The sequence below is a fragment of the Aeromicrobium sp. CnD17-E genome (assembly GCF_024124745.1).
In the GTDB taxonomy this organism is placed as follows: Bacteria; Actinomycetota; Actinomycetes; order Propionibacteriales; family Nocardioidaceae; genus Aeromicrobium.
Genome location: NZ_JAMXRU010000028.1, coordinates 1 through 23,455, shown reverse-complemented (window position 1 = coordinate 23,455; position 23,455 = coordinate 1). Strand labels below are relative to the sequence as shown.

Sequence of the window (23,455 nt, the reverse complement as noted above, 5' to 3'; positions counted from 1 at the left end):
GGACCTGCTGGTCCGGGGCCGTCGTCGTGCATGGGGGCGGTCGTCGTGACGTCGCCGGTGCGCTGCCTGCGCGGGTCTTGTCTTGCTGGTGCGCTGCCTCGGCCTTCGCTGGGGGGTCTCCGCAAGGGCCTCGACCGGGCGGCTGGGCGGGCCCGTGGGCTGGGTCCTCGGGCTGTGGCCTTCGGTGGGCACAAGAACCTGCGTTCGTGCGCTGGGACGTCAAGGATGCTGCGATTGCTACGGGATCCCGTCGTGAACGCAGAAGCGTTCGGCCTTCAGCGCACGAAGGAAGAATCGTGCTGCCCCATCCGCCCCGCTCAGCGGTGGATCCACCACTTCTCGGGCGCTCAGAAGGTGGCAGATCCACCGATGGGACGCGCAACGCAGAACCTCGCGTCAGACGAGCGCCGGACGCGGCGGCAGACGACCTCAGGCGGTGGGGGCGGGCGCCTTCGACGACTCCGGCTTGGGCTCGGGGTCGGGGCGGAACAGCCAGCGGAGGCGGGGCTCGAAGACGGGGCGGAAGACGGTGGCGACCAGCTGCGTCATGAGCAGGTTCGCCACGACGGTGGCCACGACCATGGTCAGCACCACGGCGGGTGCGCCGTACTTCTCGAGGGAGTCGAACACGCCGAACTGGTAGCGCAGCAGCAGGATCACGTAGCCGTGCAGCAGGTAGCAGTAGAACGTGCGACCGCCGAGGCGGGTCGTCCAGGACCGGCGGCGGGGGACGAGCGAGAGTGCGGCGAAGGTCAGCACCAGGCCGATGACGAGCAGCTCGGCGCGCTGCGTGATGCCCTCCAGGGGCGAGGCGCCGAGCGGGTCCTCGTCGTAGCGCTGCTTCCACAGCAGCCAGTCGAGCGTCCAGCTCGCCGAGTAGAGGTAGCAGATGACGAAGCTGCCGGCGAGCAGCAGCGCCGAGCCGACCCGGATGCGCGGGTCCGCGAGGCGTTCGAAGCGCTCGCGGCTCATGTGCAGGCCGATCACGTAGAACGGCAGGAAGCCGAGGATCTTCGGCAGCGCCAGCACGTTCGGCACCTCGATGAGACCGACCAGCAGCGAGATCGCGATCGACGTCGTGATCGGGTAGCGCAGCGCACGCCAGATCGGGGTGGTCAGCCGCCACACGAACAGCGCCGCCATGAACCAGCCCAGCCACTGCGGCGACAGGAACTTGTACGGCTCCGGCTCGCCCGTGTAGTGACGGGTGATCATCTGCATCGAGATCTCGATGATGAGGTACGGGACCACCAGGGTGCTGACGATGCGGCGCACCTGCCGCGCGTCGCCCATGTAGCGCCGAGCCGTGTAGCCGGAGATCAGGATGAAGAACGGCATGTGGAACGCGTAGATCCACACGTACACGCCTCGCGCCGAGTCCATCGCCACGAACTGCGTGAGGGAGTGCCCGATCACGACGAGCAGCATCACCCAGTACCGTGCGTTGTCGAGATAGGCCACACGCTCCTTCGGGGCGGCGGTCGTCACGGGCAGCGGGTCGAGGGCACTCATCGTCCACCGACTCTAGTGGAGCGCACCGAAGGGAGCCCGATGAACGAGCACCGCGAGACGCGCCGCACGCAGCGGCTCGGCGCGTACGGCGTCGTCGTCGCCGACGACGAGACCGGCGCGCCACGGCTGCTCCTCACCCGCATCTCCCCGTCCGGCTACCCGGCGGGCTGGTGGGCGCTGCCGGGCGGTGGCGTCGACCACGGCGAGTCGCCGCACGACGCCGTCGTGCGCGAGGTGCACGAGGAGACGGGGCTGACGGTGCTGGAGAAGCGCCTCGTCGACGTCCACCACGTGCACACCGTGGCGCCGGGCCGCGACGACCGCTTCGAGGACTACCACGGCGTCCACCTGCTCTACGCGGTCCGCGTCGCCGGTGTGGAGCCGGGAGCGCCGCTGCCCACCCCGCACGTCGTGGAGGTCGAAGGGACCACCGACGTGGCCACCTGGCTGCCGCTCGACCAGGTCGACGACGGCGCGCGGCAGCTCCTCCCGGCCGTGCAGCACGCGCTGGTGCACCTCGCCGACTACCGCTGACGCGGGATCAGGAGCGCGGCGGCGTGTAGAACAGCATCGCGTAGCTGCCCCGCGCCGACAGCACGAAGGTCGCGCGGGCCACGCCGCCGTCCTTGCCGCGGGCGGTGTAGGTCGTGCTGATCTCGTTGAGGTCCTCGACGACGTCCTTGGTCGGCGTACCGACGCTCGAGGCGAAGTCCTCCGCGATCGCGTCGGCCTCGCGCACGCGGTCGGCGACGACTGCGGCGAACCGGGGCCGCTCGCCGCTGAGCAGCAGGGTGCCGGTGGCCGGCACCCGCCACCGACCGTCGAGCAGGGGCGAGTCGCGCGGCGCGGACACGTCCATGCTCGGCCAGATCAGACCCGACGTGTCCTTGCCCTCGACGTCGCGCGGCACCTGCGCCGTGGACGCCCGCGGCTCGAGCTGGCCGCTGCGCGGGTCGCCCACGTACTGGGCGCGCACCGTCATGACGGGCCGCTTCTTCGCCGCCGGGTAGCCCGTGCGGGTCGTGACGTCGCCGGGGTCGGCCGTGATCGTGATGCGGATGTCGCGCTGGTCGGCGGTCTTGCCCTCGGCGTCGACCGTGCAGCCCGTGATCCGACGGTCCTGCGACTGGCAGTACGTGGAGAGGTCGTCCTCGTCGAGCTTGGCGTCGGGGATGACGGCGTTCACCTGGGCGATCAGACGGCGCAGCACCTGCGTGGGTGAGCCGTCGACGCGCAGCAGCGAGATCGTGACGTCGGGGCGCGGGGCGTCGTCGATGAGCGAGAAGGTGTCGTCGCTGGGGCGGGTGGCCGGCGTCGTGGTCTCGGTCGGGGTCGGCTCGACGCCCTCGGGCAGCTCGCCGTCCTCCTCGCCCGACTGCTGCGCCGCCTTCGCGGCGTCGAGCTCGGGCTGGAACGCCTCGATCAGCGCAGCGCTGCGGTACCGCACCAGCGGCCCGAGCTGCGTCGCGCCCGACGGGACCTCGAGCCCGTAGATGATGGGGCTCTGCGGACCCGACTCGTGCTCGGTGACGTCGGCGTCCGACGCGCCGGCCGCCGAGGAGGAGGCGCCGGCGCTGGGCCGCGGATCGGCCTGGGTGCGCGTCTCGCAGGCACCCAGCGCGAGCACGCCGACGAGCAGGAGCGGGGTCGCGATCCGTCTCATGGGTCTCCTCGGGGAGGTCGTGCGGTCCCCGGGCCGGGGTGGTCGGTCGACCGGGCCGGGCGGACCGATCGGCCCCATCCTGCCGCAGCCGGACAAGGTCGTGCGGCACCGGGCGCGGTAGGTTGCGAGCACCGGACGGTCCGACGGGGCGAGGAGGCGCGGCGATGGCGGGACGGACGACGGCTGCCGAGCGCGTCTTCGCCCGACTGCGCGAGGACATCCTCACCGGCCGCCTCGAGCCGGGGTCGCAGCACTCGATCTACCGGCTGGCCGAGGAGCTCGGCACGTCGCGCACGCCCGTCCGCGAGGCGGTGCTGCGCCTCGCCGACGCCGGTCTGGTCGCCGTCGAGCGCAACCGCGGGGTGCGCGTGCGGGGCGTGACCGTGCAGGACGTGCTCGAGGTCTTCGAGCTGCGCCTGCTCCTCGAGGTGCCCGCCACCGCGTACGCCGCGCTGCACGCCGACGCATCACAGCGCGAGGAGCTGCGCGCCCTGCTGCGGGCCATGGCCGCCGATGCGGCGGCCGACGACGAGCGGGCCTTCGAGGAGCACGACCGGGCGCTCCACGCCGTGCTGCACGCGGCGAGCGGCAACGGTCGGCTGGGGGAGGAGGTGCTCGCGCTGCGTGCGTCGATCCAGGCGCGCGGCGCGGTCACCCTGCACCGCTCCCGCGGTGCCCACGAGATCCTCGAGGAGCACGAGCCGATCGTGCAGGCCGTGCTCGACGAGGACGCCGGCCGGGCGGCTGCGCTCATGCGCGAGCACCTCCAGCACACCGCGGAGCTGCTGGCGCGCCAGCTCGACCCCGCCGTCGACCTCGACGCCTGGCGCTCCCGAGCGCAGGCGCTCACCGCCAGTAGCATGCTACTGTCGTCGATGTCCTCGACACGTCTGGAACCGAGCTGACAGGAGCGGCATGTCCGGCTTCGCCCCCCGCCACCCCGAGACCGTCTTCACCTACGGTGCCCCGCGCCTGAAGCTCGGTGTCGGCGCCCGGCACGAGCTCGGGCACGACCTCGCCGAGCTCGGCGCCCGCCGCGTCCTGCTCGTCACCGACGCCGGCGTCGCCGCGACCGGCCGACCGGCGGAGATCGCCGAGCGTCTGGCCGCCGACGGCCTCGACGTCGTCGTCTTCGACGGTGCCCGGGTCGAGCCCACCGACGGCAGCCTCGAGGACGCGGTCGCCTTCGCCCGCGACGCCGGCCCCGTCGACGCCGTCCTGGCCGTCGGCGGCGGCAGCAGCATCGACACCGCCAAGGCCGTCGCGCTCCTGCTCACCAACGACGGCGAGCTGATGGACTACGTCAACGCGCCGGTCGGGAAGGGGCGTGCCCCGAGCCGGCCGCTCCTGCCGCTCGTCGCCGTGCCCACCACCACGGGGACCGGCAGCGAGAGCACGACCATCTGCGTGCTCGACGTCGTCGACCAGCACGTGAAGACCGGCATCTCGCACCCGCGGCTGCGCCCGGTGCTGGCCGTCGTCGACCCCGAGCTGACGCTCACCCAGCCCGCGTCGGTGACGGCCGCCTCGGGCCTGGACATCCTGTGCCACGCGCTCGAGAGCTACACCGCGCGCCCCTACACGTCGTACGAGGCCAAGCAGGCCGGCGAGCGGGTGCCCTACTGCGGCTCGAACCCGATCTCCGACGTCTGGTCCGAGCGCGCGCTCGCGCTCATGGCCGGCTCGTTCCGGCGCGCGGTCAGCCACGGTGACGACCTCGACGCGCGCACCGAGGTGGCCACGGCCGCCACGTTCGCCGGCCTGGGCTTCGGCAACGCGGGCGTGCACATCCCGCACGCCAACGCCTACCCCATCGCCGGCCAGGTGCGCGAGTTCCGGCCCGAGGGCTACCCGGACGACGACGGCGCCTCCGGCCACGCAGGGCTCGTGCCCCACGGCATGGCCGTCTCGCTCACCGCGCCTGCCGCCTTCCGGTTCACCTTCGAGGCCGCGCCGGAGCGCCACGTGCGCGCCGCGCGCCTGCTCGACCCCGACGCGAGCATGCCCGCGGACCCCGCCGACCTGCTCCCGCAGGTGCTCACCGCGATCATGCGCGACGTCGGCATCCCCGCCGGCCTCTCCGCCGTCGGCTTCGGCAGCAACGACCTCGACCCGCTCGTCGACGGCGCCATGAAGCAGCAGCGGCTCCTCGCCACCGCGCCCCGCGACGTCACCGAGGACGACGTCGCCGGCATCCTCGACGCCTCGCTCGAGCTGTGGTGAGCGTCGACACGGTCGGCCACGACGTCGCCGCATCCCCGGCCGACGTCGTCGCCGAGCTCCGCCGCCGCGAGGTCGTCGACGTCGACGACTCCAGCACCACCCGCGCGCTCTACAGCACCGACGCGTCGCTCTACCGCGTCGTGCCGCAGGTCGTGGTCCGGCCACGGTCGGTCGAGGAGGTGCTCGCCGTCCTCGACGCGTCGCGCGCCACCGGGGTGCCCGTCACCTCACGCGGCGCCGGCACCTCCATCGCCGGCAACGCGGTCGGTACGGGCATGGTCGTCGACTTCGCCAAGCACCTGAACCGCGTGCACGAGGTCGACGTCGAGCGGCGCGTCGCGCGGGTCGACCCCGGCATCGTGCACGCCGCGCTGCAGAAGGTCGCCGCGCCGCAGGGGCTGCGCTTCGGCCCCGACCCGTCGACGCACACCCGCTGCACGGTCGGCGGCATGATCGGCAACAACGCCTGCGGCAACCGCGCCCTGGGGTACGGCCGCAGCTCCGACAACGTCGCGGCGCTCGACGTCGTCACCGGCACGGGGGAGCGGCTGACGATCGGACGCGACCTCGCCACGACGTCGCCGACGCTCGACCGGCTGCGCGACGTCGTCGCCGCCGACCTGGCGACCGTCCGCACCGAGCTCGGCCGCTTCGGCCGCCAGGTGTCGGGCTACAGCCTCGAGCACCTGCTCCCCGAGCGCGGCTTCGACGTCGCCTCGTTCATGGCCGGCACCGAGGGCACGCTGGGCGTCCTCCTCGGCGCCACCGTCGACCTCGTGCAGACCCCGCGGCACGTGCACCTCGTGGTGCTCGGCTACGGCTCGATGGCCGAGGCCGGCGACGACGTGCCCACGATGCTCCCGCACGGCCCGATCGCGTGCGAGGGCCTCGGCGCGCGGATCGTCGAGGTGTACCGCGCCGCCAAGGGTGCTGCCGGCGTGCCCGAGTACCCACGCGGCGGCGGCTTCCTCTACGTCGAGCTCGCGGGCGACGACCCCGCCGAGCTGGCGGCCCAGGCCGAGCGCGTCGTCGCGGACTCCGCGTCGCTGTCGCACCGGCACGTGACGTCGGTGGCCGAGCAGGCCGCGTTCTGGCGGATCCGCGAGGAGGGCGCCGGCCTGGCGTCGCGCATCTGGGACCGACCGGCCCTCTCCGGCTGGGAGGACGCGGCCGTGCCGCCCGAGCGGGTCGGGCAGTACCTGCGCGACTTCGACGCCCTGCTCCAGCAGCACGGCCTGAACGGTGAGCCGTACGGCCACCTCGGCGACGGCTGCGTGCACGTGCGGATCGACTTCCCGCTGTCGGAGCCCGGTGGGAAGGCCGGGTACCGCGCCTTCATCGAGGACGCCGCCCGCCTCGCCGCCTCGCACGGCGGCTCGTTCTCCGGCGAGCACGGCGACGGTCGCGCCCGGTCGGAGCTGCTGCCGCTGATGTACTCCGAGCAGGCCGTCGCGCTCTTCCGGGGCGTCAAGCACGTGCTTGACCCCGACAACCTGCTCAACCCCGGCGTGCTCGTCGACCCCGATCCCATCGACGGGTCGCTGCGCACCCAGGGTCGCGGCTGGGCGCCCGGCCTGCAGGGGTCGCGCCGCGGCCTGCGGCTGCTGCACGACGACGGCGACCTCGGCGCGGCCGTGCACCGGTGCACGGGCGTCGGCAAGTGCCTCGCCGACAACAAGGCGTCGCACGGCGTCATGTGTCCCTCGTTCCAGGCCACGCGGGACGAGAAGGACTCCACGCGCGGGCGCGCGCGGGTGCTCCAGGAGATGGTCGACGGGCGGCTGGTGACCGGCGGCTACCGCGCGCCGGAGGTGCACGAGGCGCTCGACCTCTGCCTGTCCTGCAAGGGCTGCCTCAACGACTGCCCGACGGGCATCGACATGGCGACCTACAAGTCCGAGGTGCTGCACCAGACCTACCGAGGTCGCGTGCGGCCGCGCAGCCACTACGTCCTCGGGAAGCTGCCGTTCTGGGCGCGGCTGACGTCGCCCGTCGCGGCGCTCGCGAACCTGGCGCTGCGCGTGCCGGGGCTCGCCCACGTCGCGCGCTGGGTGGCGGGCGTCGACCAGCGTCGCAGCCTGCCGTCGTTCGCGACGCGTCGGTTCAGCCGGGCCGCCCGGCCGGCCCTCGAGGCGTCCGCGGCGCGCACGGACCGGCCCCGGGTCGCGATCTGGGCGGACTCGTTCACGGAGTACTTCTCGACGTCGGGCGGCCACGCCGCGGTGCGGTTGCTCGAGTCGGCCGGGTACCGGGTCGAGGTCGTCCAGAAGCAGGCGTGCTGCGGACTCACGTGGATCACGACGGGACAGCTCGACACCGCCCGCTCGCTCGTCGAGCGCACCGTCGGGGTGCTGCACGAGTACGTCGCCGACGGGGTGCCGGTCGTCGGCCTCGAGCCGTCGTGCCTCGCGGTGCTGCGCTCCGACGCCGTGGAGCTCACCGACGACCCGCGCGCGGCCGAGGTCGCGCAGGGGGTCTTCACGCTCGCGGAGCTGCTCGCGCGGACCGAGGGCTGGCAGGCCCCCGACCTCAGCGGCACGGAGGTGGTCGTGCAGCCGCACTGCCACCAGTCGTCGGTGCTCGGCTTCGCGGCCGACCTCGACGTCCTCGGCCGTACCGGCGCGACCGTCACCCGGCTCTCCGGCTGCTGTGGGCTCGCCGGCAACTTCGGCGTCGAGCGCGGCCACTACGAGGTGTCCGTCGCGGTCGCCGAGCAGCAGCTCATGCCGGCGGTCCGCGCCATGGGCGAGGGTGCCGTCGTCCTCGCCGACGGCTTCTCGTGCCGCACCCAGCTCGACGACCTCGCCGACGTCCCGGCCCTCCACCTCGCAGAGCTGCTCGCGCCGGGGGAGTAGGGGGTCTCGTCCGTCCTGCGGACGTCCCGCGGCTGCGTCGGACGCGGTGGCCGTGACCCTGGTGGTGCGCTGCCTCGGCTGGCGCTGGGGGTGGTCTCCGAGAGGGCCTCGACCGGGCGGCTGGGCGGTCGGTGGTCTGGGGTCTCGGGCTGCGGGTTGGGCTCTTCGTGGACGCAAGAAGCGTTCGGGATTCAGCGCACGAAGGAAGAATCGTGGGTGCCCTGGGGGGTGGGGTGGGCAGCGCTTCTCCCTTCTCGTGGCACGGTCCACGCGAAGGGAGAAGCACTGCCACCCCTGCCCCGCTCAGCGGTAGGCCTGCCACCTGTCGAGCGCTGGGAAGGGTGGCAGATCCACCGCCGACGGCGATTCGGTGGCAGACCTACCGCTCGACCCTCAACACCGACCCGCAGCACGAGAACCCAGACCAGCGACCGCCCAGCCGCCCGGTCGAGGCCCTTGCGGAGCGCAGGACGAGTCGAAGCCGCGCCGACGCACCCGCAGGTCGACGATGAGGCGCGCCGACGCAGCCCCACTCGAACGAGAACCCGCACCAGCGCAGCCCCAGCCCCACCCACACCCCAGCCCACGCCGGACCACCCCCCGACGCGGTGCGTAGGGTTCACGGCATGACGAACTTGCTGGGTGAGCCGCCGGAGACGTTCCTTCCCGAGGACCCGGGCGCGCAGGAGCTGGCGTCGGGCACGTCGGCGCGGGCCGTGGCCTCGGAGCACCCCGACTCGGTGCTGGCGTGGGCGCTGCTGGCGCAGGAGGCCCTCGACGCCGGTGACGACCTGGAGGGCTACGCGTTCGCGCGCACGGCCTACCACCGCTCGCTCGACGCGCTGCGGCGCAACGGCTGGAAGGGTTTCGGGCCCGTGCCGTGGTCGCACGCGCCGAACCAGGGGTTCCTGCGTTCCCTCGCCGTGCTCGCGACCGGCTCCGAGCGGCTCGGCGACGACGCCGAGGCGCACCGCTGCCGCGAGTTCCTGCACGAGTCGAGCCCCGAGGCGTACGCGCAGCTCGTCTGAGCCACGCAGCTCGGATCGTCGGCGCGGTCAGTCCTCCAACGGCGGCGGCGCGTCGGCGGGTGCGCGCAGCTGCATCCGTCCCGGCTCGACCACCCACCGGTGCCGGGTGCTGGCGTCGCAGATGTCGCCGTCGAGGTTGGCCTGCAGCGCCTCGCCCTGCACGAGGACGTCACGACCCTTCAGGTAGACGACGTCGTCGCGCATCGGGTGGCGACCGCGCCGCAGGCGGTACGCGTACCCGAGCCGTTTCCACCGGGCGTGCGCCCACACGACCGCCACGTCGAGGCTGCCGTCGAAAGGGTCCGCCGCGGGGAGCAGCGGTGCGCCGCCCCCGACGTAGCGTCCGTTGCCGACGGCCACCTGGATGAGCCGGCGGGGCGAGTCGATGCGCTGGCCGTCGACGTGCACCGTGGCGCGGAAGCCCTTGCCGACGACGCCCGTGATCGCCGCGCCGATGGCGTAGCCGACGGGGCCGAACGCCTTCTTCCACGGCGCCGCCTTGACGTTCGCCTCGGCGCCCAGGCCCACGTGCGCGGCGTTGACCACCAGCCGGTCCTGACCGTCGCGGATCACGTCCGCAGACCGGGCCACGCAGTCGACGGCCTGACGTGCCGCCTCGACCGGGTCGTCGCTCAGGCCGAGGGTGCGCACGAAGTCGTTGCCGGTGCCCAGCGGGACGATCGCCACCTCGACGTCGTCGAAGAGGTCGAGGTCGTCGACCGCCGTGACGACGGCGTGGATGCTGCCGTCGCCACCGACCGCGACCACGACGCCGCCGCGTGCCGCGGACACCGCGTCCTGCAGGTCGTCGCGGTCCTCGGTGCGGCGCACCTCCAGCGGGGCGTGCGCGCGCAGCACGTCGAGTGCCTCCTCGAGGCGCGGGTCGTCGCTGCTGCCCGCCTGGGCGTTCACCACCGCCACCCACGGCCTGCTGTCGCTCATGGCGCTCCCTCTGCGTGCGGCCCCGAGTCCACCGCCGACGACGGTGCCACTGCGAGCCTAGGGCCCGGACGCCCCGGACGCACCGTCGTGGCCGTCGTGCATTGGCCCGAGGGGCGTCCGGCCCGATACGATGCGGCTGTCAGGCCCCGGACGCCCGGGGCTTGTCGCCTGTTCACCGCACAGCACGAACCAACCTCGAGGGGTGCATCGCATGCCCGCAGTCGTCATCGTCGGAGCCCAGTGGGGAGACGAGGGCAAGGGCAAGGCCACCGACCTGCTCGGCAGCCGCGTCGACTACGTCGTCAAGTTCAACGGCGGCAACAACGCCGGCCACACCGTCGTCATCGGCGACGAGAAGTACGCCCTGCACCTGCTGCCGAGCGGCATCCTCAGCCCGGGCTGCACGCCGATCATCGGCAACGGGGTCGTCATCGACCTGGACGTCCTGTTCGAGGAGATCGACGCGCTCGAGGCGCGCGGCATCGACACGAGCAAGCTGCGCGTGAGCGCCAACGCCCACCTCATCGCCGACTACAACCGCACGCTCGACAAGGTGACCGAGCGGTTCCTCGGCAGCCGCAAGATCGGCACCACCGGCCGAGGCATCGGACCGACCTACGCCGACAAGATGAACCGCCTCGGCGTGCGCGTGCAGGACCTCTTCGACGAGAAGATCCTGCGCGCCAAGGTCGAGGGCGCGCTCGAGCTGAAGAACCAGATGCTCACCAAGGTCTACAACCGTCGCGCGGTCAGCGTCGACGAGATCGTCGACCAGCTGCTCGTGCACGCCGAGCGCCTGCGCCCCATGGTCGCCGACACCGCCCTCGTGCTGCACGAGGCGCTCGACCGCGACGAGACGGTGCTGCTGGAGGCCGGCCAGGCCACGCTGCTCGACGTCGACCACGGCACCTACCCGTTCGTCACGTCGTCGTCGGCCACCACGGGCGGCGCCTGCACCGGGTCGGGCATCCCGCCGACGCGCATCACCCGCGTCATCGGCATCGTCAAGGCCTACGCCACCCGCGTCGGCGAAGGCCCGTTCCCGACCGAGCTCTTCGACGAGCACGGCGAGCGCCTGCGCACCAACGGCGGCGAGTTCGGCACCACGACCGGGCGCCCGCGCCGCTGCGGCTGGTACGACGCGCCGGTCGCACGGTACGCGGCCCGCATCAACGGTGTCACCGACTTCGTGCTCACCAAGCTCGACGTGCTCACCGGCTGGGACCGCATCCCGGTCTGCGTGGCGTACGACGTCGACGGCGAGCGGGTCGACGAGATGCCCACCACGCAGACCGGCTTCCACCACGCGAAGCCGATCTACGAGTTCTTCGAGGGCTGGAGCGAGGACATCTCCGGCGCCCGCACCATGGACGACCTTCCGGCCGCGGCCCAGGCGTACGTCAGGGCCATCGAGAAGATGTCCGGCGCCCGCATCTCCGCGGTGGGCGTCGGCCCTGACCGCGAGGAGACCGTGGTCCTGCACGACCTGCTCTGAGCGGGGCGGTCGTCGGTCCGGGCGTGGTCGTCGGGGCGATAGGGTCGGGCAGCGTGAAGACTCTGGTGATCGGTACCGGCGGCCGCGAGCACGCCCTGGCCCTGGCCCTGTCCCGCGACCCGCAGGTCACCGAGGTGCACGCGGCGCCCGGCAACCCGGGCATCGCCGACGTCGCGACGCTGCACGACGTCGACCCGCTCGACGGTGACGCCGTCGCCGCGCTGGCCACGTCCATCGGAGCCGACCTCGTGGTCATCGGCCCGGAGGCTCCGCTCGTCGCCGGGGTCGCCGACGCCGTGCGCGACGCCGGGATCGCCTGCTTCGGGCCGAGCCGCGCCGCCGCGCAGCTCGAGGGCTCGAAGGCCTTCGCGAAGCAGGTGATGGCCGCCGCCGAGGTGCCCACCGCCATGGCGCACGTGTGCGAGACCGCCGAGGAGGTGGCCGCGGCGCTCGACGCCTTCGGTCCGCCCTACGTCGTCAAGGACGACGCGCTCGCCGCGGGCAAGGGCGTCGTCGTCACCGAGGACCGTCAGGAGGCCGTCGACCACGCGGCCGGCTGCGACCGGGTGGTCATCGAGGAGTTCCTCGACGGCCCGGAGGTGTCGCTGTTCGCCATCACCGACGGCGAGACCGTCCTGCCGCTGCAGCCCGCGCAGGACTTCAAGCGCGCCCTCGACGGCGACGCCGGACCCAACACCGGCGGCATGGGCGCCTACACGCCCCTCACCTGGGCGCCCGACGACCTGGTCGCCGACGTGACCCGCCGCGTGCTCGTGCCGACGGTGCAGGAGATGGCGCGCCGCGGCACGCCGTTCCAGGGCCTGCTCTACGCAGGTCTCGCCCTCACGTCGCGAGGGGTGCGCGTCGTCGAGTTCAACGCCCGCTTCGGAGACCCCGAGACGCAGGCGATCCTGGCCCTCCTGCGCACGCCGCTCGCGTCGCTGCTGCACGGGGCCGCGACCGGCACGCTCGACGCCGTCGGGCTGCCCGCATGGCACGACGGCACCGCCGTGACGGTGGTCATGTCCTCGGCCGGCTACCCGGCGTCGTCGCGGTCGGGCGACGTGATCCTCGGCGTCGGCGCCGCGAACGCGATCGAGGGCGTCGACGTCATCCACTCCGGCACCGCCGTCGACGACGGCGTCGAGGGTGGGGGCCGGCTCGTGACGAACGGCGGACGCGTGCTGGCGGTCACCGCCGTCGGCGAGGACCTCGAGCACGCCCGCGACCGGGCCTACGCCGGGGTCGACGCGATCTCCTTCGACGGGGCCCAGTTCCGCGGCGACATCGCTCTGGCGGCGCAGCGAGGGGAGATCGAGGTCTGATGTCGGGGTCGGGGCAGCGTCGAGGGTTCTGGTCGCGGCTGCGTGGCCGCAGCCCGCAGCCGGCCGCCTCGACCGCGCCGGCGCCGGCGGGAGGGCTCAACGACCAGCCGCCCGGCCTGGTCCTGCCGTCGTCGCTGCGCCTGCCCGCCGACGTCGAGGAGGCGCTGCGCGATCTGCTGTGGCAGGACGTGGTCCTGGGTCGGACCGAGGTCGAGGACCTGCTCGAGCTGCGCGAGGACGAGCTCGACGAGCTCGACGTCACCCCCGAGCAGACCACCGAGGCCTTCCGGCACCTGGTGCGGGCCCGGCGCGAGCAGCAGGCGGCGTGGCCCGACGACGTCACCCGCACGCCCCTGCGGGCCGCGTTCGACGACCTCGAGACCGCCGGTGTGCTGGCCCGACCCGACTTCACGTGCTGCGCCACCTGCGCGTCCGACGAGATCGGCGCCGAGCGGGACGACTCGCGACGCTGGCGCGGCTACGTCTACTTCCACCAGCAGGACACCGAGACGCTGCTGGAGACCCGGCAGACCTACCTCGGCTACGGCGTCTTCCTCAGCGCGCACCTGCCGCGCGACGCGTGGGACGCGCTCGACTCCGCTCAGCAGGACGCCACCTACGCCGACCTCGTCACCACGCTCGTGCGCGACGACGTGCTGCCGGTGCTCGAGCGGCACGGTGTCCGCGCGTCGTGGGACGGCGACACCGGCACGCGGATCCTCCTCGAGGACGTCGACCACTACGTCGCCGTCTGACCCGGACGGCCGTCCGCCCACGGTGGGCCGGGTGGGATGATGTGCGGCGTGACGACGCCCAACGTTCTGGCCCACCGCTACGCCTCGCCCGAGATCGCGCGCATCTGGTCGCCCGAGCACAAGATCGTGCTCGAGCGTCAGCTGTGGATCGCGGTGCTGAAGGCCCAGCGTGACCTCGGGGTCGAGACGCCGGACGGCGTGATCGAGGCCTACGAGGCCGTCGTGGACCAGGTGGACCTCGCGTCGATCGCCGAGCGCGAGCGCGTGACCCGGCACGACGTGAAGGCACGGATCGAGGAGTTCGCCGCGCTCGCGGGCAGCGAGCACATCCACAAGGGCATGACGTCGCGCGACCTGACGGAGAACGTCGAGCAGCTGCAGGTGCGGGCGTCGCTGCAGGTGCTGCGCTCGCGTGCCGTCGCGGCGCTCGCGCGGCTCGGACGACTCGCTGCCGAGCACGCCGAGCTCGTCATGGCGGGACGCAGCCACAACGTCGCGGCACAGGCCACGACCCTCGGCAAGCGGTTCGCGACCGTCGCCGACGAGCTGCTGACCGGTGTCGGCCGGCTCGACGACCTCCTCGCCCGCTACCCGCTGCGGGGCATCAAGGGTCCGGTCGGCACCGCGCAGGACCAGCTGGATCTTCTCGGCGGTGCACCCGGCGGGGGTGCCGGGCCGGGGGCGGCAGACGGCTTCGCGAAGCTCGCCGACCTGGAGCGTCGCGTCGCCGAGCACCTCGGCTTCGAGCGGGTGCTGACCAGCGTCGGCCAGGTGTACCCTCGCTCCCTCGACTACGACGTGGTCACGTCGCTCGCGCAGCTGGTGGCCGCGCCCTCGAACCTGGCGACCACGATCCGGCTCATGGCCGGCAACGAGCTCGTGACCGAGGGCTTCAAGCCCGGCCAGGTCGGCTCGAGCGCCATGCCGCACAAGATGAACACGCGCTCGTGCGAGCGGGTCAACGGCCTGGCCGTCATCGTCCGCGGCTACGTGTCGATGGTCGGTGAGCTGGCCGGCGACCAGTGGAACGAGGGCGACGTGTCGTGCTCCGTCGTGCGCCGCGTGGCCCTGCCCGACGCGTTCTACGCCGCGGACGGCCTGTTCGAGACGTTCCTGACCGTCCTCGACGAGTTCGGGGTGTTCCCGGCGGTGGTGCAGCGCGAGCTCGACCGGTACCTGCCGTTCCTGGCGACGACCAAGGTGCTGATGTCCGCCGTCCGCGCCGGGGTGGGTCGCGAGGCGGCCCACGAGGCGATCAAGGAGCACGCGGTGGCCGTCGCGCTGGAGATGCGCGAGCAGGGCTCGGCGGGCAACGACCTCTTCGCGCGCCTCGCGGCCGACGAGCGACTCGCCCTCACCGAGGCCGACCTCGCCTCCCTCGTCGCCGCCCCCCTGGAGTTCACCGGCGCCGCCACCGCCCAGGTCGCGGCCGTCGTCGCCCAGGTCGACGAGCTGGTGTCCGCCGACCCGGCCGCCGCCGCGTACACGCCGGGCGCGATCCTCTGAGGTCCTGAGCTCGCTGGTGCGCTGCCGCGGGGGCTCTGTTCTTGCTGGTGCGCTGCCTGGGGGTCTCGTCCTGCTGCTGCGCTGCCTCGGCTGGCGCCGTGTCTGGTCTCCGCAAGGGCCTCGACCGGCGGCGGGCCTGGGGCCGGTCTCGGGTCTCGGGGTCTGGCCTGAGCTCGCCTTTGGACGCACGATTCTTCGTTTCTGCGTTCTGGGGCCAAGGTTCTTCGTTTGCGTGTCCCATCGGTGGATCTGCAACCGCAGGAGCGCTCCTGCGGTTGCGGATCCACCGATGGAGGGCTGAGCGGCGGAAGGATTCTGCGTTCGCGACGGGATCCCGTCGCCTACGCAGAACCTTTGGCCGCCAGTGCACCAACGCAGCCTCGTGCGTCCACCCCATGCTGAAGCCACAGCCCGAGACCCCAGACCAACGCGGATGCCAGCCGCCCGGTCGAGGCCCTTGCGGAGACCAGCCCGAGCGTGAGCCGAGGGAGCGCAGCAGCAGGTCGGGACCCCCGCAGGCAGCGCAGCCGCAGGACGAGGGAGAGCCCACGCCGACGCAGCCGACGCGCCCACCCACCCGAGGGACGAGACGTTCGGACGCCCGTGGGTGGGGGAGAGGGCGGACCTCCTAGGCTGTCGGTCGTGCCTCTCGACGTCCCCGGTGCCGTGCACCTGCACTCCGGCAAGGTCCGTGACCTCTACGAGCTCGAGTCCGGCCGGCTGCTGATGGTGGCGTCGGACCGGATCTCGGCGTACGACTTCGTGCTGAGCCCCGGCATCCCCGACAAGGGGGAGCTGCTGACGCGGATGTCGCTGTGGTGGTTCGACCAGCTGGCCGACGTCGTGCCCAACCACGTCGTGTCGACCCAGGTGCCCGAGCGGGTGCGGGGGCGGGCGCTCGTGGTCGAGAAGCTCGACATGTACCCCGTCGAGTGCGTCGTGCGCGGCTACCTGACCGGGTCGGGGCTGGCCGACTACCAGGCGACCGGCGAGGTGTGCGGCGTGCCGCTGCCCGACGGGCTCGTCGACGGGTCGCGCCTGCCGGAGCCGATCTTCACGCCCGCCACGAAGGCCGCCGTGGGCGACCACGACGAGAACATCGACTTCGACGCCGTCGTCGAGCTGGTCGGTGCCGAGGTGGCGGAGCGCCTGCGGTCGCTGACCCTCGAGGTGTACGCCCGCGCCGAACGGATCGCCCGCACGCGCGGCATCATCCTGGCCGACACGAAGCTGGAGTTCGGTGCCCGCCCCGACGGCACGATCGTGCTGGCCGACGAGGTGCTCACCCCCGACTCGTCGCGCTTCTGGCCGGCCGAGACGTACCAGCCCGGACGCCCGCAGCCGTCGTTCGACAAGCAGCCGGTGCGCGACTGGCTCACCTCGCCCGCCTCCGGGTGGGACAAGGCGTCCGACACGCCTCCGCCCAGCCTGCCGTCGGACGTCGTCGAGGCCACGCGCGAGCGGTACGTGCGGGCCTACGAGCAGCTCACCGGCTCCACCTTCTGAGACTGCCCGGGACTCGCGTACCGACGGTATCCGGGACGTGGGTAGGGTGGTGACGCCGCCCACACCCTCGTCTGAAGGAGCCCGCGATGGCCAACCTCGCCGCCCTGCTGGAGAAGTCCGCCTCGACGTACGCCGACCGCACCGCCATCGTCTTCGGTGACACCCGACTCTCGTACGCGCAGGTCAACGGCGCCGCGAACCAGGTGGCCAACCTGCTCGTCTCGCGCGGGGTGCAGCCGGGCGACAAGGTCGCGCTGTCGTGCCCCAACCTGCCGTACTTCACGATCATCTACTACGGCATCCTCAAGGCCGGCGCGACGGTGGTCCCGCTCAACGTCCTGCTGAAGGGCCGCGAGGTCGCCTACCACCTCGATGACTCCGACGCGGTCGCCTACTTCGCGTTCGAGGGCACCCCGGACCTCCCGATCGGCGAGGCCGCGTGGGAGGGCTTCCAGGCCGTCGAGGGCTGCAAGGACTTCTTCCTCATCAAGCTCGACTCCGCCGCGCCGGAGCCGATGGAGCCGCCGGAGTACTACGCCCCGCTCGTCGCGCAGCAGCCGCCGACGTTCGAGACGGTCGAGACCGACGACGACGACACCGCCGTCATCCTCTACACGTCGGGCACGACGGGCCAGCCGAAGGGCGCGGAGCTGCGCCACCGCAACATGCGCGACAACGCGCTCGCGGGGGCCGACCTGTTCGGCGCCGACGCCGACCGCCCCGACACCTACCTGTGCGTGCTTCCGCTGTTCCACTCCTTCGGCCAGACCTGCATCCAGAACGGCTCGATGGCCTTCGGCGGCACCGTGGTCATGCTGCCGCGCTTCGAGGCTCAGGCCGCCCTCGGCCTCATGCTGAAGGAGAAGGTCACCTACTTCGCGGGCGTGCCGACCATGTACTGGGGGCTGCTCGGCGCGCTGGACGAGACCGTCGACGTCGAGTCGATCGCGGCCAGCCTGCGCGTCGCCGCGGCCGGCGGCTCCGCCCTCCCGGTCGACATCCACCGCCAGTTCAAGGACCGCTTCGGCGTCACCATCCTCGAGGGGTACGGCCTGTCGGAGACCTCCCCGGTGGCCTCGTTCTCCGTGTACGGCCAGGAGCCGAAGGTCGGCTCCATCGGCGTGCCCATCCCGGGCGTGGAGATGAAGCTCATCGATGCGGAGTGGAACGACGTGTCCGACGACCTCGAGGAGGACGGCAAGACCGCCGTCGGCGAGATCGCCATCAAGGGCCACAACGTGATGAAGGGCTACTACGACCGTCCCGAGGCGACGGCCGAGGCCATCCGCGACGGCTGGTTCCGCTCCGGCGACCTCGGTCGCAAGGACGCCGACGGCTTCTACTACATCGTCGACCGCAGCAAGGACATGATCATCCGCGGCGGCTACAACGTGTACCCGCGTGAGCTCGAGGAGGTGCTGATCACGCACCCGGCCGTCTCGCTGGTCGCGGTCATCGGCGTGCCGCACGAGAGCCACGGCGAGGAGATCAAGGCCGTCGTCGTGAAGAACAAGGACCACGACGACGTGTCCGAGGCCGACCTCGTGGCCTGGGGCAAGGAGCAGTTCGCGGCGTACAAGTACCCGCGCATCGTGGAGTTCCGCGACGAGCTGCCCATGACGGCCACCGGCAAGATCCTCAAGCGCGAGATCTGAGGCTCGGCTCGACGCACCGAGGCCGGGTCCAGGGACACCCTGGGCCCGGCCTCGTCGTGTCCGCGCGGACCGCGTGCGGCTAGCGCAGCCCGAAGATCGGGGGCAGGGCGAGCAGCATCGTCAGCGACCACGTGCAGTGGGTGAGGACGGGCGCGAGGATGCCGCCCGACGCACGCCGCTGCAGGCCCACCACCACGCCGAGCAGGATCGCGGCGAACGCGAGCATGACGTTGCCGGTGGCGAGCGTCGCGGCGGTGTAGGCGACGGTCGTCCAGACGACCGGGTGCCGGGGGATCGCGGCGTACGCGGCGCCGCGGAAGAACAGCTCCTCGGCCACGCCGTTGACCGCGGTGATGACGACCAGCAGCGGCAGCGTCCCCTCCGTCGCGAACCCCAGGACCTTCTCGACCTGGTCGGACAGCACCGGGATCTCGCGCACCACGAGGGCCCCGACGACGAACAGGCCCGCGAGCGCCAGCCCGATGGCGATGGGCTGCACGACGGGGCGCACGAGGCCGTCCTCGTCGTCGGGGTCGTCGGTGGCGATGTGTCCCAGGTAGAGCCGACCGGACGCGAAGGCGCCGACGGTCCAGACCGCCGCCAGCCCGAAGGTCAGCGGGTAGAACCACGGGCTGCCGGGCTCCACGCGCAGCGAGACGCCGAGCACCACGGCGCCGAGCACGACGAAGCCGGCGGTGACCCACTGGCGACGTCGGAACGCCGCCGGTGACATGCGGTGGTCGCGGGACACGACGTCCCAGAGCGAGCGGTCGAGCCAGCGGCGGCCCGGGTAGCGGCGCGTCACGACGGGCTCAGTCGCGAGGCTCGAAGCCGACGACGACGGCGGCCATGTCGTCGGCGCCGTGCCCGGCGGCGGACGCCGCGGCGAAGCGGTCGCGCACGGACTGCAGCAGCGAGGTGTCCATGACGTCGGCGCCGGCGTCGATCATCAGCGAGAGGTCCTTCAGGACGCCGTCGAGCTCGAACGACGGCGTCAGGTCGTCGTCGAGGATGGCGCGGCCCTTGAGGTGCGCGTAGGGGGTGTCGACGGCCGAGCCCTCGATCGCCTCGAGGAACAGGCCCGGGTCGACGCCCTGGACCCGAGCCAGCGTCAGTGCCTGGGCAGCGGCGGCGGTGACCGACGCGACCCAGGAGTTGCAGGCCAGCTTGAGCGCGCTGGCCGGGCCGGCGGCGTCCCCGACGACGAGGGTGCGCGCGCCGATCGCCTCGAGCACGGGTCGCGCGGTCGCGAGTGCGTCGTCGGGCCCGGAGGCGAGCACGGTCAGCGCTCCGTCGGCAGCGGGCTTCTTCGTGCCGAGGACGGGTGCGTCGACGAGCACCCGGCCGTGCCGCTCGGCGAGGTCGTGCAGCCGCCGCGCGGCCTCGGGACCGACGGTCGCGGTCTGCAGCCACACGGCGGACGGCGGCGACGCCGCCAGCGCCTGCTCCAGGACCTCCTGCACCGACGCCTCGTCGAACAGCGAGACGACGACCACGTCGGCGTCGGCGACCGCCTCGGCAGCGGTCGCGCCCACCTCGGCGCCGGCGTCCCGCAACGGCTCGGACTTCTCCGGGCTGCGGTTCCAGACGGTGGTCGCGAGCCCGGCTCGCAGGGTCGACGTGGCCATCCCGGCGCCCATGGCGCCCAGCCCGATCACACTCACGCGCATGCTCCGACCGTACGTCGGGCGACGCGGGTGCGCCGGGTGAAGGGGGCCGGAGTGCAGGGGTCGGCCCGGCACGCCGATAGGATGCCGCCATGGCCCGCATCATCGTCGACGTCATGCCCAAGCCCGAGATCCTCGACCCGCAGGGCAAGGCCGTCCATGGCGCCCTCCCGCGACTCGGGTTCGAGAGCGTCTCCGACGTGCGTCAGGGCAAGCGGTTCGAGCTGCAGGTGGCGCTGGCCGACGAGTCGACGCTCGCCGAGGTGCACCAGATCGCCGAGACGCTGCTGTCGAACCCGGTCATCGAGGACTTCACCGTCCGCGTCGAGGCGTGAGGACACCACCATGAAGATCGGCATCGTCACCTTCCCCGGCTCGCTCGACGACGTCGACGCGCAGCGCGCCGTACGCCTCGCGGGCGGCGAGCCGGTCGCGCTGTGGCACGGCGACCACGACCTCAAGGGCGTCGACGCGGTGATCCTGCCCGGCGGCTTCTCCTACGGCGACTACCTGCGCTGCGGCGCGATCGCCCGCTTCGCCCCGGTCATGACCGAGGTCGTCGCGGCCGCGCAGGGCGGCATGCCTGTGCTGGGCATCTGCAACGGCTTCCAGATCCTGTGCGAGTCGCACCTGCTTCCCGGTGCGCTGATCCGCAACGACCACCGCACGTTCGTCTGCCGCGACCAGGTGCTCGTCGTCGAGAACCCCGACACCGCCTGGACCAGCGACTACGCCGAGGGCCAGCGGATCACCATCCCGCTGAAGAACGGCGAGGGCGGCTTCATCGCCGACGAGCCGACGCTCGACCGGCTCGAGGGCGAGGGACAGGTCGTCTTCCGCTACGTCGGCTCGAACCCGAACGGGTCCCTGCGCGACATCGCCGGCATCACGAACGAGCGCGGCAACGTCGTCGGTCTCATGCCGCACCCCGAGCACGCCGTCGAGGACCTCTGCGGACCCGGCACCGACGGGCTCGCCTTCTTCACCTCCGCCGTCCGCCAGCTCACGTCGGTCTGACATGGCGCTGCCCGTCGGCTGGTCGGTCCTGCTCCTCGTGACCGCCGCCTGGAACCTGCTCATCTGGCCGCGCTTCTGGCAGCGGATCGCCAAGGACGACCGGTCCCGCGACGCCGACGGTCGCACGACGACGTTCTACCGCGTGCACGCCGTGCTGATCGGCGTCTCGCTGGCGCTGGGTCTCGCGGTCGGCGTGCTGGGCCTGCTCACCCTGCTCTGAGCCGCGTCCGCCCGAGCGAGCGCGCACTCGCACTAGGGTGGGCGTATGGAACGCCGCACCTACGTGCTCGTCGACGGCGAGAACATCGACGCGACCCTCGGCCAGTCGATCCTCGGACGTCGCCCGCACCCGCACGAGCGACCTCGCTGGGACCGTGTGCTGTCCTTCGTCGCCTCGGAGTGGGAGCAGCCCACGCAGGGCCTGTTCTTCATCGCCGCCAACGGCGAGGTGCCGATGTCGTTCGTGCAGGCGCTGACCGCCATGGACTTCCGCCCGGTGCTGCTCTCCGGCACCCCGGACCAGAAGGTCGTCGACATCGCCATCCAGCGCACGCTGGAGGCGCTCGCCGAGCGCGAGGACGACGTGGTCCTCGCCAGCAACGACGGCGACTTCGTGCCCCAGCTGGGCGCCCTCGTCGGCACCCGACGCACCGCGCTCCTGGCGTTCCGCGAGATGCGCAGCAGCGCCTTCGTGCCGCTCGTGGAGCGAGGCCTGGAGTTCTACGACCTGGAGTACGACGTGCGCGCCTTCAACGAGGAGCTGCCGCGGATCCGCGTCGTGCCGATCGACGAGTTCGACCCGCTGCAGTTCCTCTAGTCGTCGCCCCGCGGGCGGTCGTGACGGGGCGCACGCGGCGACGATGCGGGGTTCGGCTGGGTCGACTGCTAGGCTGGAGCCTTCCATGGGAGCCCCGGATCATCTTCGGTAGGGCCTCCCCCTTCCGCCCGAGCAGGCCGCGTCGCCTCGTCATGAGAGCGCCGCAGAGCGGCCCGGGCCCACGATGTCTGAGAGTTCTGTGAACCAGCCTGCTGGCGGCCCCGTGCTGCCCACCCGTCCGACCAACCCCACCACCCCCGTCGCCCCGACGTCCTCCGGCTTCGCCGACCTCGGCCTGCCGAAGACGCTCGTCAAGGCCCTCGCCCGCGAGGGCATCGTCGAGCCGACCCCGATCCAGCAGGCCGTGCTGCCGTCGGCGCTCGCCGGCCACAACGTGCTCGGCCGTGCGCGCACCGGCTCGGGCAAGACGCTGTCGTTCGGCCTGCCCGTGCTCGACCAGCTCGCCGGCGGGACGCGTCGTCCCAAGGCGCCGCGCGGGCTCATCCTCGTGCCCACGCGTGAGCTGGCCACGCAGGTCCAGCGTGCCCTCGCGCCGCTGGCGGCCCCGCTGCACCTGCGGATCATGACGGTGCTCGGCGGCACCCCGATCAACAAGCAGATCCACCAGCTGCGCGACGGCGTCGACCTCGTCGTCGCGACGCCCGGCCGGCTCGCCGACCTCGTCGACCGCCGTGCCTGCACGCTCCAGCACGTCGAGATCACCGTCCTCGACGAGGCCGACCACCTCTGCGACCTCGGCTTCTTCAAGCCGGTCGACGCGCTCGTCGCGATGACGCCCTCGACCAGCCAGCGGCTGCTGCTCTCGGCGACGCTCGACGGCGACGTCGACCGTCTCGTCCGTCGTCACCTGCCGCAGCACGACCTGCACGAGATCGAGTCGGCGCAGGAGCCGGAGTCGCGCATGGAGCACCACGTGCTCGTGACGCCGCGCACCGAGAAGCTGGCCACGGCCTCGCGGCTGCTGGCCGACAACCCGCGCACCATCGTGTTCGCCCGCACCCGCCGGGGCGCCACGCGCCTGGCGCGTCAGCTCACGACCGCCGGCATCGAGGCCGTCGACCTGCACGGCGACCTCAACCAGGCCAAGCGCGAGCGCAACCTGGCGGCGTTCAGCAAGGGTGCGGCCGACGTCATCGTCGCGACCGACATCGCGGCGCGCGGCATCCACGTCGACGACGTGAAGCTGGTCGTGCACTACGACGCGCCGGCCGAGCACAAGGCCTACACGCACCGCTCGGGACGCACCGCCCGCGCGGGCGAGGCCGGCACCGTCGTCACGATGACGACGCGCGAGGACCTGCGCGACGTCATGGCGCTGCAGGCCAAGGCCGGCGTCACCGCCCGCCAGCACGACGCCGCGACCGCCCCGTCGCCGCTCACGCCCGAGGCCCTCGCGGCCAGCGGCACGCTCCCCGAGGCAGGCCCGACCGGTGGACGCGGCGGCCAGCGCTCCGGCGGTGCCCAGCGG

The 23,455-nt window shown here is 72.7% G+C and carries 21 protein-coding genes; 16 read left to right on the top strand and 5 right to left on the bottom strand.

Annotation, left to right across the window (positions count from 1 at the left end; translation table 11 throughout):
- Positions 1 to 429: 429 nt before the first annotated feature.
- Entirely contained in the window at positions 430 to 1,512 is a 1,083-nt protein-coding gene (locus NH339_RS07775) for an acyltransferase family protein (RefSeq protein WP_253024110.1), read from the bottom strand.
- A gap of 39 nt (positions 1,513 to 1,551) precedes the next feature.
- Here NH339_RS07775 and NH339_RS07770 point away from each other — a divergent pair, with 39 nt between their 5' ends.
- Positions 1,552 to 2,046 carry an NUDIX domain-containing protein gene (locus tag NH339_RS07770; protein ID WP_253024108.1) on the top strand — a complete coding sequence of 165 codons (495 nt, stop codon included), beginning with the start codon at positions 1,552 to 1,554 and terminating at the stop codon, positions 2,044 to 2,046.
- A gap of 7 nt (positions 2,047 to 2,053) precedes the next feature.
- On the opposite strand, the gene NH339_RS07765 is transcribed toward NH339_RS07770, so the two are convergent.
- A complete protein-coding gene (locus tag NH339_RS07765) occupies positions 2,054 to 3,175 on the bottom strand; it encodes a hypothetical protein (protein WP_253024105.1) in 1,122 nt (373 codons plus the stop codon).
- A 164-nt stretch (positions 3,176 to 3,339) separates the two neighbouring features.
- On the opposite strand from NH339_RS07765, the gene NH339_RS07760 reads away from it, so the two are divergent.
- From NH339_RS07760 to NH339_RS07745, 4 genes are all read left to right on the top strand, one after another.
- Positions 3,340 to 4,080, top strand: coding sequence for a GntR family transcriptional regulator (locus NH339_RS07760; RefSeq protein ID WP_253024103.1), 741 nt, complete (start codon positions 3,340 to 3,342; stop codon positions 4,078 to 4,080).
- 10 nt (positions 4,081 to 4,090) lie between these two features.
- Positions 4,091 to 5,398 (top strand): hydroxyacid-oxoacid transhydrogenase, encoded by a 1,308-nt coding sequence (locus tag NH339_RS07755; RefSeq protein WP_253024101.1) that lies wholly within the window; start codon positions 4,091 to 4,093, stop codon positions 5,396 to 5,398.
- A complete protein-coding gene (locus NH339_RS07750) occupies positions 5,395 to 8,253 on the top strand; it encodes an FAD-binding and (Fe-S)-binding domain-containing protein (protein WP_253024099.1) in 2,859 nt (952 codons plus the stop codon). The genes NH339_RS07755 and NH339_RS07750 overlap by 4 nt, the downstream gene beginning before the upstream one ends.
- Before the next feature lie 626 nt (positions 8,254 to 8,879).
- Complete coding sequence (locus tag NH339_RS07745) at positions 8,880 to 9,281, top strand: DUF3151 domain-containing protein (protein ID WP_253024097.1); 402 nt, start codon at positions 8,880 to 8,882, stop codon at positions 9,279 to 9,281.
- 27 nt (positions 9,282 to 9,308) lie between these two features.
- On the opposite strand, the gene NH339_RS07740 is transcribed toward NH339_RS07745, so the two are convergent.
- Positions 9,309 to 10,223, bottom strand: coding sequence for a diacylglycerol kinase family protein (locus NH339_RS07740; RefSeq protein ID WP_253024095.1), 915 nt, complete (start codon positions 10,221 to 10,223; stop codon positions 9,309 to 9,311).
- A 211-nt stretch (positions 10,224 to 10,434) separates the two neighbouring features.
- Between NH339_RS07740 and NH339_RS07735 the strand changes: the two genes are divergently transcribed.
- The 6 genes from NH339_RS07735 to NH339_RS07710 all read left to right on the top strand — a co-directional run bounded on the left by NH339_RS07735 (position 10,435) and on the right by NH339_RS07710 (position 18,465).
- Complete coding sequence (locus NH339_RS07735; protein ID WP_253024094.1) at positions 10,435 to 11,718, top strand: adenylosuccinate synthase; 1,284 nt, start codon at positions 10,435 to 10,437, stop codon at positions 11,716 to 11,718.
- 53 nt (positions 11,719 to 11,771) lie between these two features.
- The gene (purD, locus tag NH339_RS07730; RefSeq protein ID WP_253024093.1) at positions 11,772 to 13,043 is read left to right on the top strand and encodes a phosphoribosylamine--glycine ligase; all 1,272 of its coding nucleotides are present in this window, start codon (positions 11,772 to 11,774) and stop codon (positions 13,041 to 13,043) included.
- The gene (locus NH339_RS07725) at positions 13,043 to 13,798 is read left to right on the top strand and encodes a hypothetical protein (protein ID WP_253024092.1); all 756 of its coding nucleotides are present in this window, start codon (positions 13,043 to 13,045) and stop codon (positions 13,796 to 13,798) included. The genes purD and NH339_RS07725 overlap by 1 nt, the downstream gene beginning before the upstream one ends.
- Positions 13,799 to 13,846: 48 nt before the next feature.
- Positions 13,847 to 15,304 (top strand): adenylosuccinate lyase, encoded by a 1,458-nt coding sequence (purB, locus tag NH339_RS07720; protein WP_253024091.1) that lies wholly within the window; start codon positions 13,847 to 13,849, stop codon positions 15,302 to 15,304.
- Positions 15,305 to 15,946: 642 nt separating this feature from the next.
- Positions 15,947 to 16,810 (top strand): phosphoribosylaminoimidazolesuccinocarboxamide synthase, encoded by an 864-nt coding sequence (locus NH339_RS07715; RefSeq protein WP_253024090.1) that lies wholly within the window; start codon positions 15,947 to 15,949, stop codon positions 16,808 to 16,810.
- Positions 16,811 to 16,896: 86 nt separating this feature from the next.
- Positions 16,897 to 18,465, top strand: a complete 1,569-nt coding sequence (locus tag NH339_RS07710; RefSeq protein WP_253024089.1) for a long-chain fatty acid--CoA ligase — start codon at positions 16,897 to 16,899, stop codon at positions 18,463 to 18,465.
- A 79-nt stretch (positions 18,466 to 18,544) separates the two neighbouring features.
- On the opposite strand, the gene NH339_RS07705 is transcribed toward NH339_RS07710, so the two are convergent.
- Positions 18,545 to 19,270 (bottom strand): CPBP family intramembrane glutamic endopeptidase, encoded by a 726-nt coding sequence (locus tag NH339_RS07705; RefSeq protein WP_253024088.1) that lies wholly within the window; start codon positions 19,268 to 19,270, stop codon positions 18,545 to 18,547.
- Between the two features lie 7 nt (positions 19,271 to 19,277).
- Positions 19,278 to 20,135, bottom strand: a complete 858-nt coding sequence (locus NH339_RS07700; RefSeq protein WP_253024087.1) for an NAD(P)-dependent oxidoreductase — start codon at positions 20,133 to 20,135, stop codon at positions 19,278 to 19,280.
- An 89-nt stretch (positions 20,136 to 20,224) separates the two neighbouring features.
- Between NH339_RS07700 and purS the strand changes: the two genes are divergently transcribed.
- From purS to NH339_RS07675, 5 genes are all read left to right on the top strand, one after another.
- Positions 20,225 to 20,467 carry a phosphoribosylformylglycinamidine synthase subunit PurS gene (purS, locus tag NH339_RS07695; protein ID WP_067854807.1) on the top strand — a complete coding sequence of 81 codons (243 nt, stop codon included), beginning with the start codon at positions 20,225 to 20,227 and terminating at the stop codon, positions 20,465 to 20,467.
- Between the two features lie 10 nt (positions 20,468 to 20,477).
- Positions 20,478 to 21,149 carry a phosphoribosylformylglycinamidine synthase subunit PurQ gene (purQ, locus tag NH339_RS07690; protein ID WP_253024086.1) on the top strand — a complete coding sequence of 224 codons (672 nt, stop codon included), beginning with the start codon at positions 20,478 to 20,480 and terminating at the stop codon, positions 21,147 to 21,149.
- 1 nt (position 21,150) lies between these two features.
- The gene (locus NH339_RS07685; RefSeq protein WP_253024085.1) at positions 21,151 to 21,369 is read left to right on the top strand and encodes an SCO4848 family membrane protein; all 219 of its coding nucleotides are present in this window, start codon (positions 21,151 to 21,153) and stop codon (positions 21,367 to 21,369) included.
- 45 nt (positions 21,370 to 21,414) lie between these two features.
- Positions 21,415 to 21,966: an NYN domain-containing protein gene (locus NH339_RS07680; protein WP_253024083.1), complete on the top strand. Its 552-nt coding sequence runs from the start codon at positions 21,415 to 21,417 to the stop codon at positions 21,964 to 21,966.
- 199 nt (positions 21,967 to 22,165) lie between these two features.
- Positions 22,166 to 23,455, top strand: a 1,290-nt coding sequence (locus NH339_RS07675) for a DEAD/DEAH box helicase (protein ID WP_253024081.1), incomplete at its 3' end; no start/stop codon positions are given.

Excerpts from the sequence above, each read along its gene's own strand:
- NH339_RS07775 (WP_253024110.1), bottom strand. The coding sequence starts at position 1,512 with ATGAGTGCCCTCGACCCGCTGCCCGTGACGACCGCCGCCCCGAAGGAG.
- NH339_RS07770 (WP_253024108.1), top strand. The coding sequence starts at position 1,552 with ATGAACGAGCACCGCGAGACGCGCCGCACGCAGCGGCTCGGCGCGTAC.
- NH339_RS07765 (WP_253024105.1), bottom strand. The coding sequence starts at position 3,175 with ATGAGACGGATCGCGACCCCGCTCCTGCTCGTCGGCGTGCTCGCGCTG.
- NH339_RS07760 (WP_253024103.1), top strand. The coding sequence starts at position 3,340 with ATGGCGGGACGGACGACGGCTGCCGAGCGCGTCTTCGCCCGACTGCGC.
- NH339_RS07755 (WP_253024101.1), top strand. The coding sequence starts at position 4,091 with ATGTCCGGCTTCGCCCCCCGCCACCCCGAGACCGTCTTCACCTACGGT.
- NH339_RS07745 (WP_253024097.1), top strand. The coding sequence starts at position 8,880 with ATGACGAACTTGCTGGGTGAGCCGCCGGAGACGTTCCTTCCCGAGGAC.
- NH339_RS07740 (WP_253024095.1), bottom strand. The coding sequence starts at position 10,223 with ATGAGCGACAGCAGGCCGTGGGTGGCGGTGGTGAACGCCCAGGCGGGC.
- NH339_RS07735 (WP_253024094.1), top strand. The coding sequence starts at position 10,435 with ATGCCCGCAGTCGTCATCGTCGGAGCCCAGTGGGGAGACGAGGGCAAG.
- NH339_RS07725 (WP_253024092.1), top strand. The coding sequence starts at position 13,043 with ATGTCGGGGTCGGGGCAGCGTCGAGGGTTCTGGTCGCGGCTGCGTGGC.
- NH339_RS07710 (WP_253024089.1), top strand. The coding sequence starts at position 16,897 with ATGGCCAACCTCGCCGCCCTGCTGGAGAAGTCCGCCTCGACGTACGCC.
- NH339_RS07700 (WP_253024087.1), bottom strand. The coding sequence starts at position 20,135 with ATGCGCGTGAGTGTGATCGGGCTGGGCGCCATGGGCGCCGGGATGGCC.
- purS (WP_067854807.1), top strand. The coding sequence starts at position 20,225 with ATGGCCCGCATCATCGTCGACGTCATGCCCAAGCCCGAGATCCTCGAC.
- purQ (WP_253024086.1), top strand. The coding sequence starts at position 20,478 with ATGAAGATCGGCATCGTCACCTTCCCCGGCTCGCTCGACGACGTCGAC.
- NH339_RS07685 (WP_253024085.1), top strand. The coding sequence starts at position 21,151 with ATGGCGCTGCCCGTCGGCTGGTCGGTCCTGCTCCTCGTGACCGCCGCC.
- NH339_RS07680 (WP_253024083.1), top strand. The coding sequence starts at position 21,415 with ATGGAACGCCGCACCTACGTGCTCGTCGACGGCGAGAACATCGACGCG.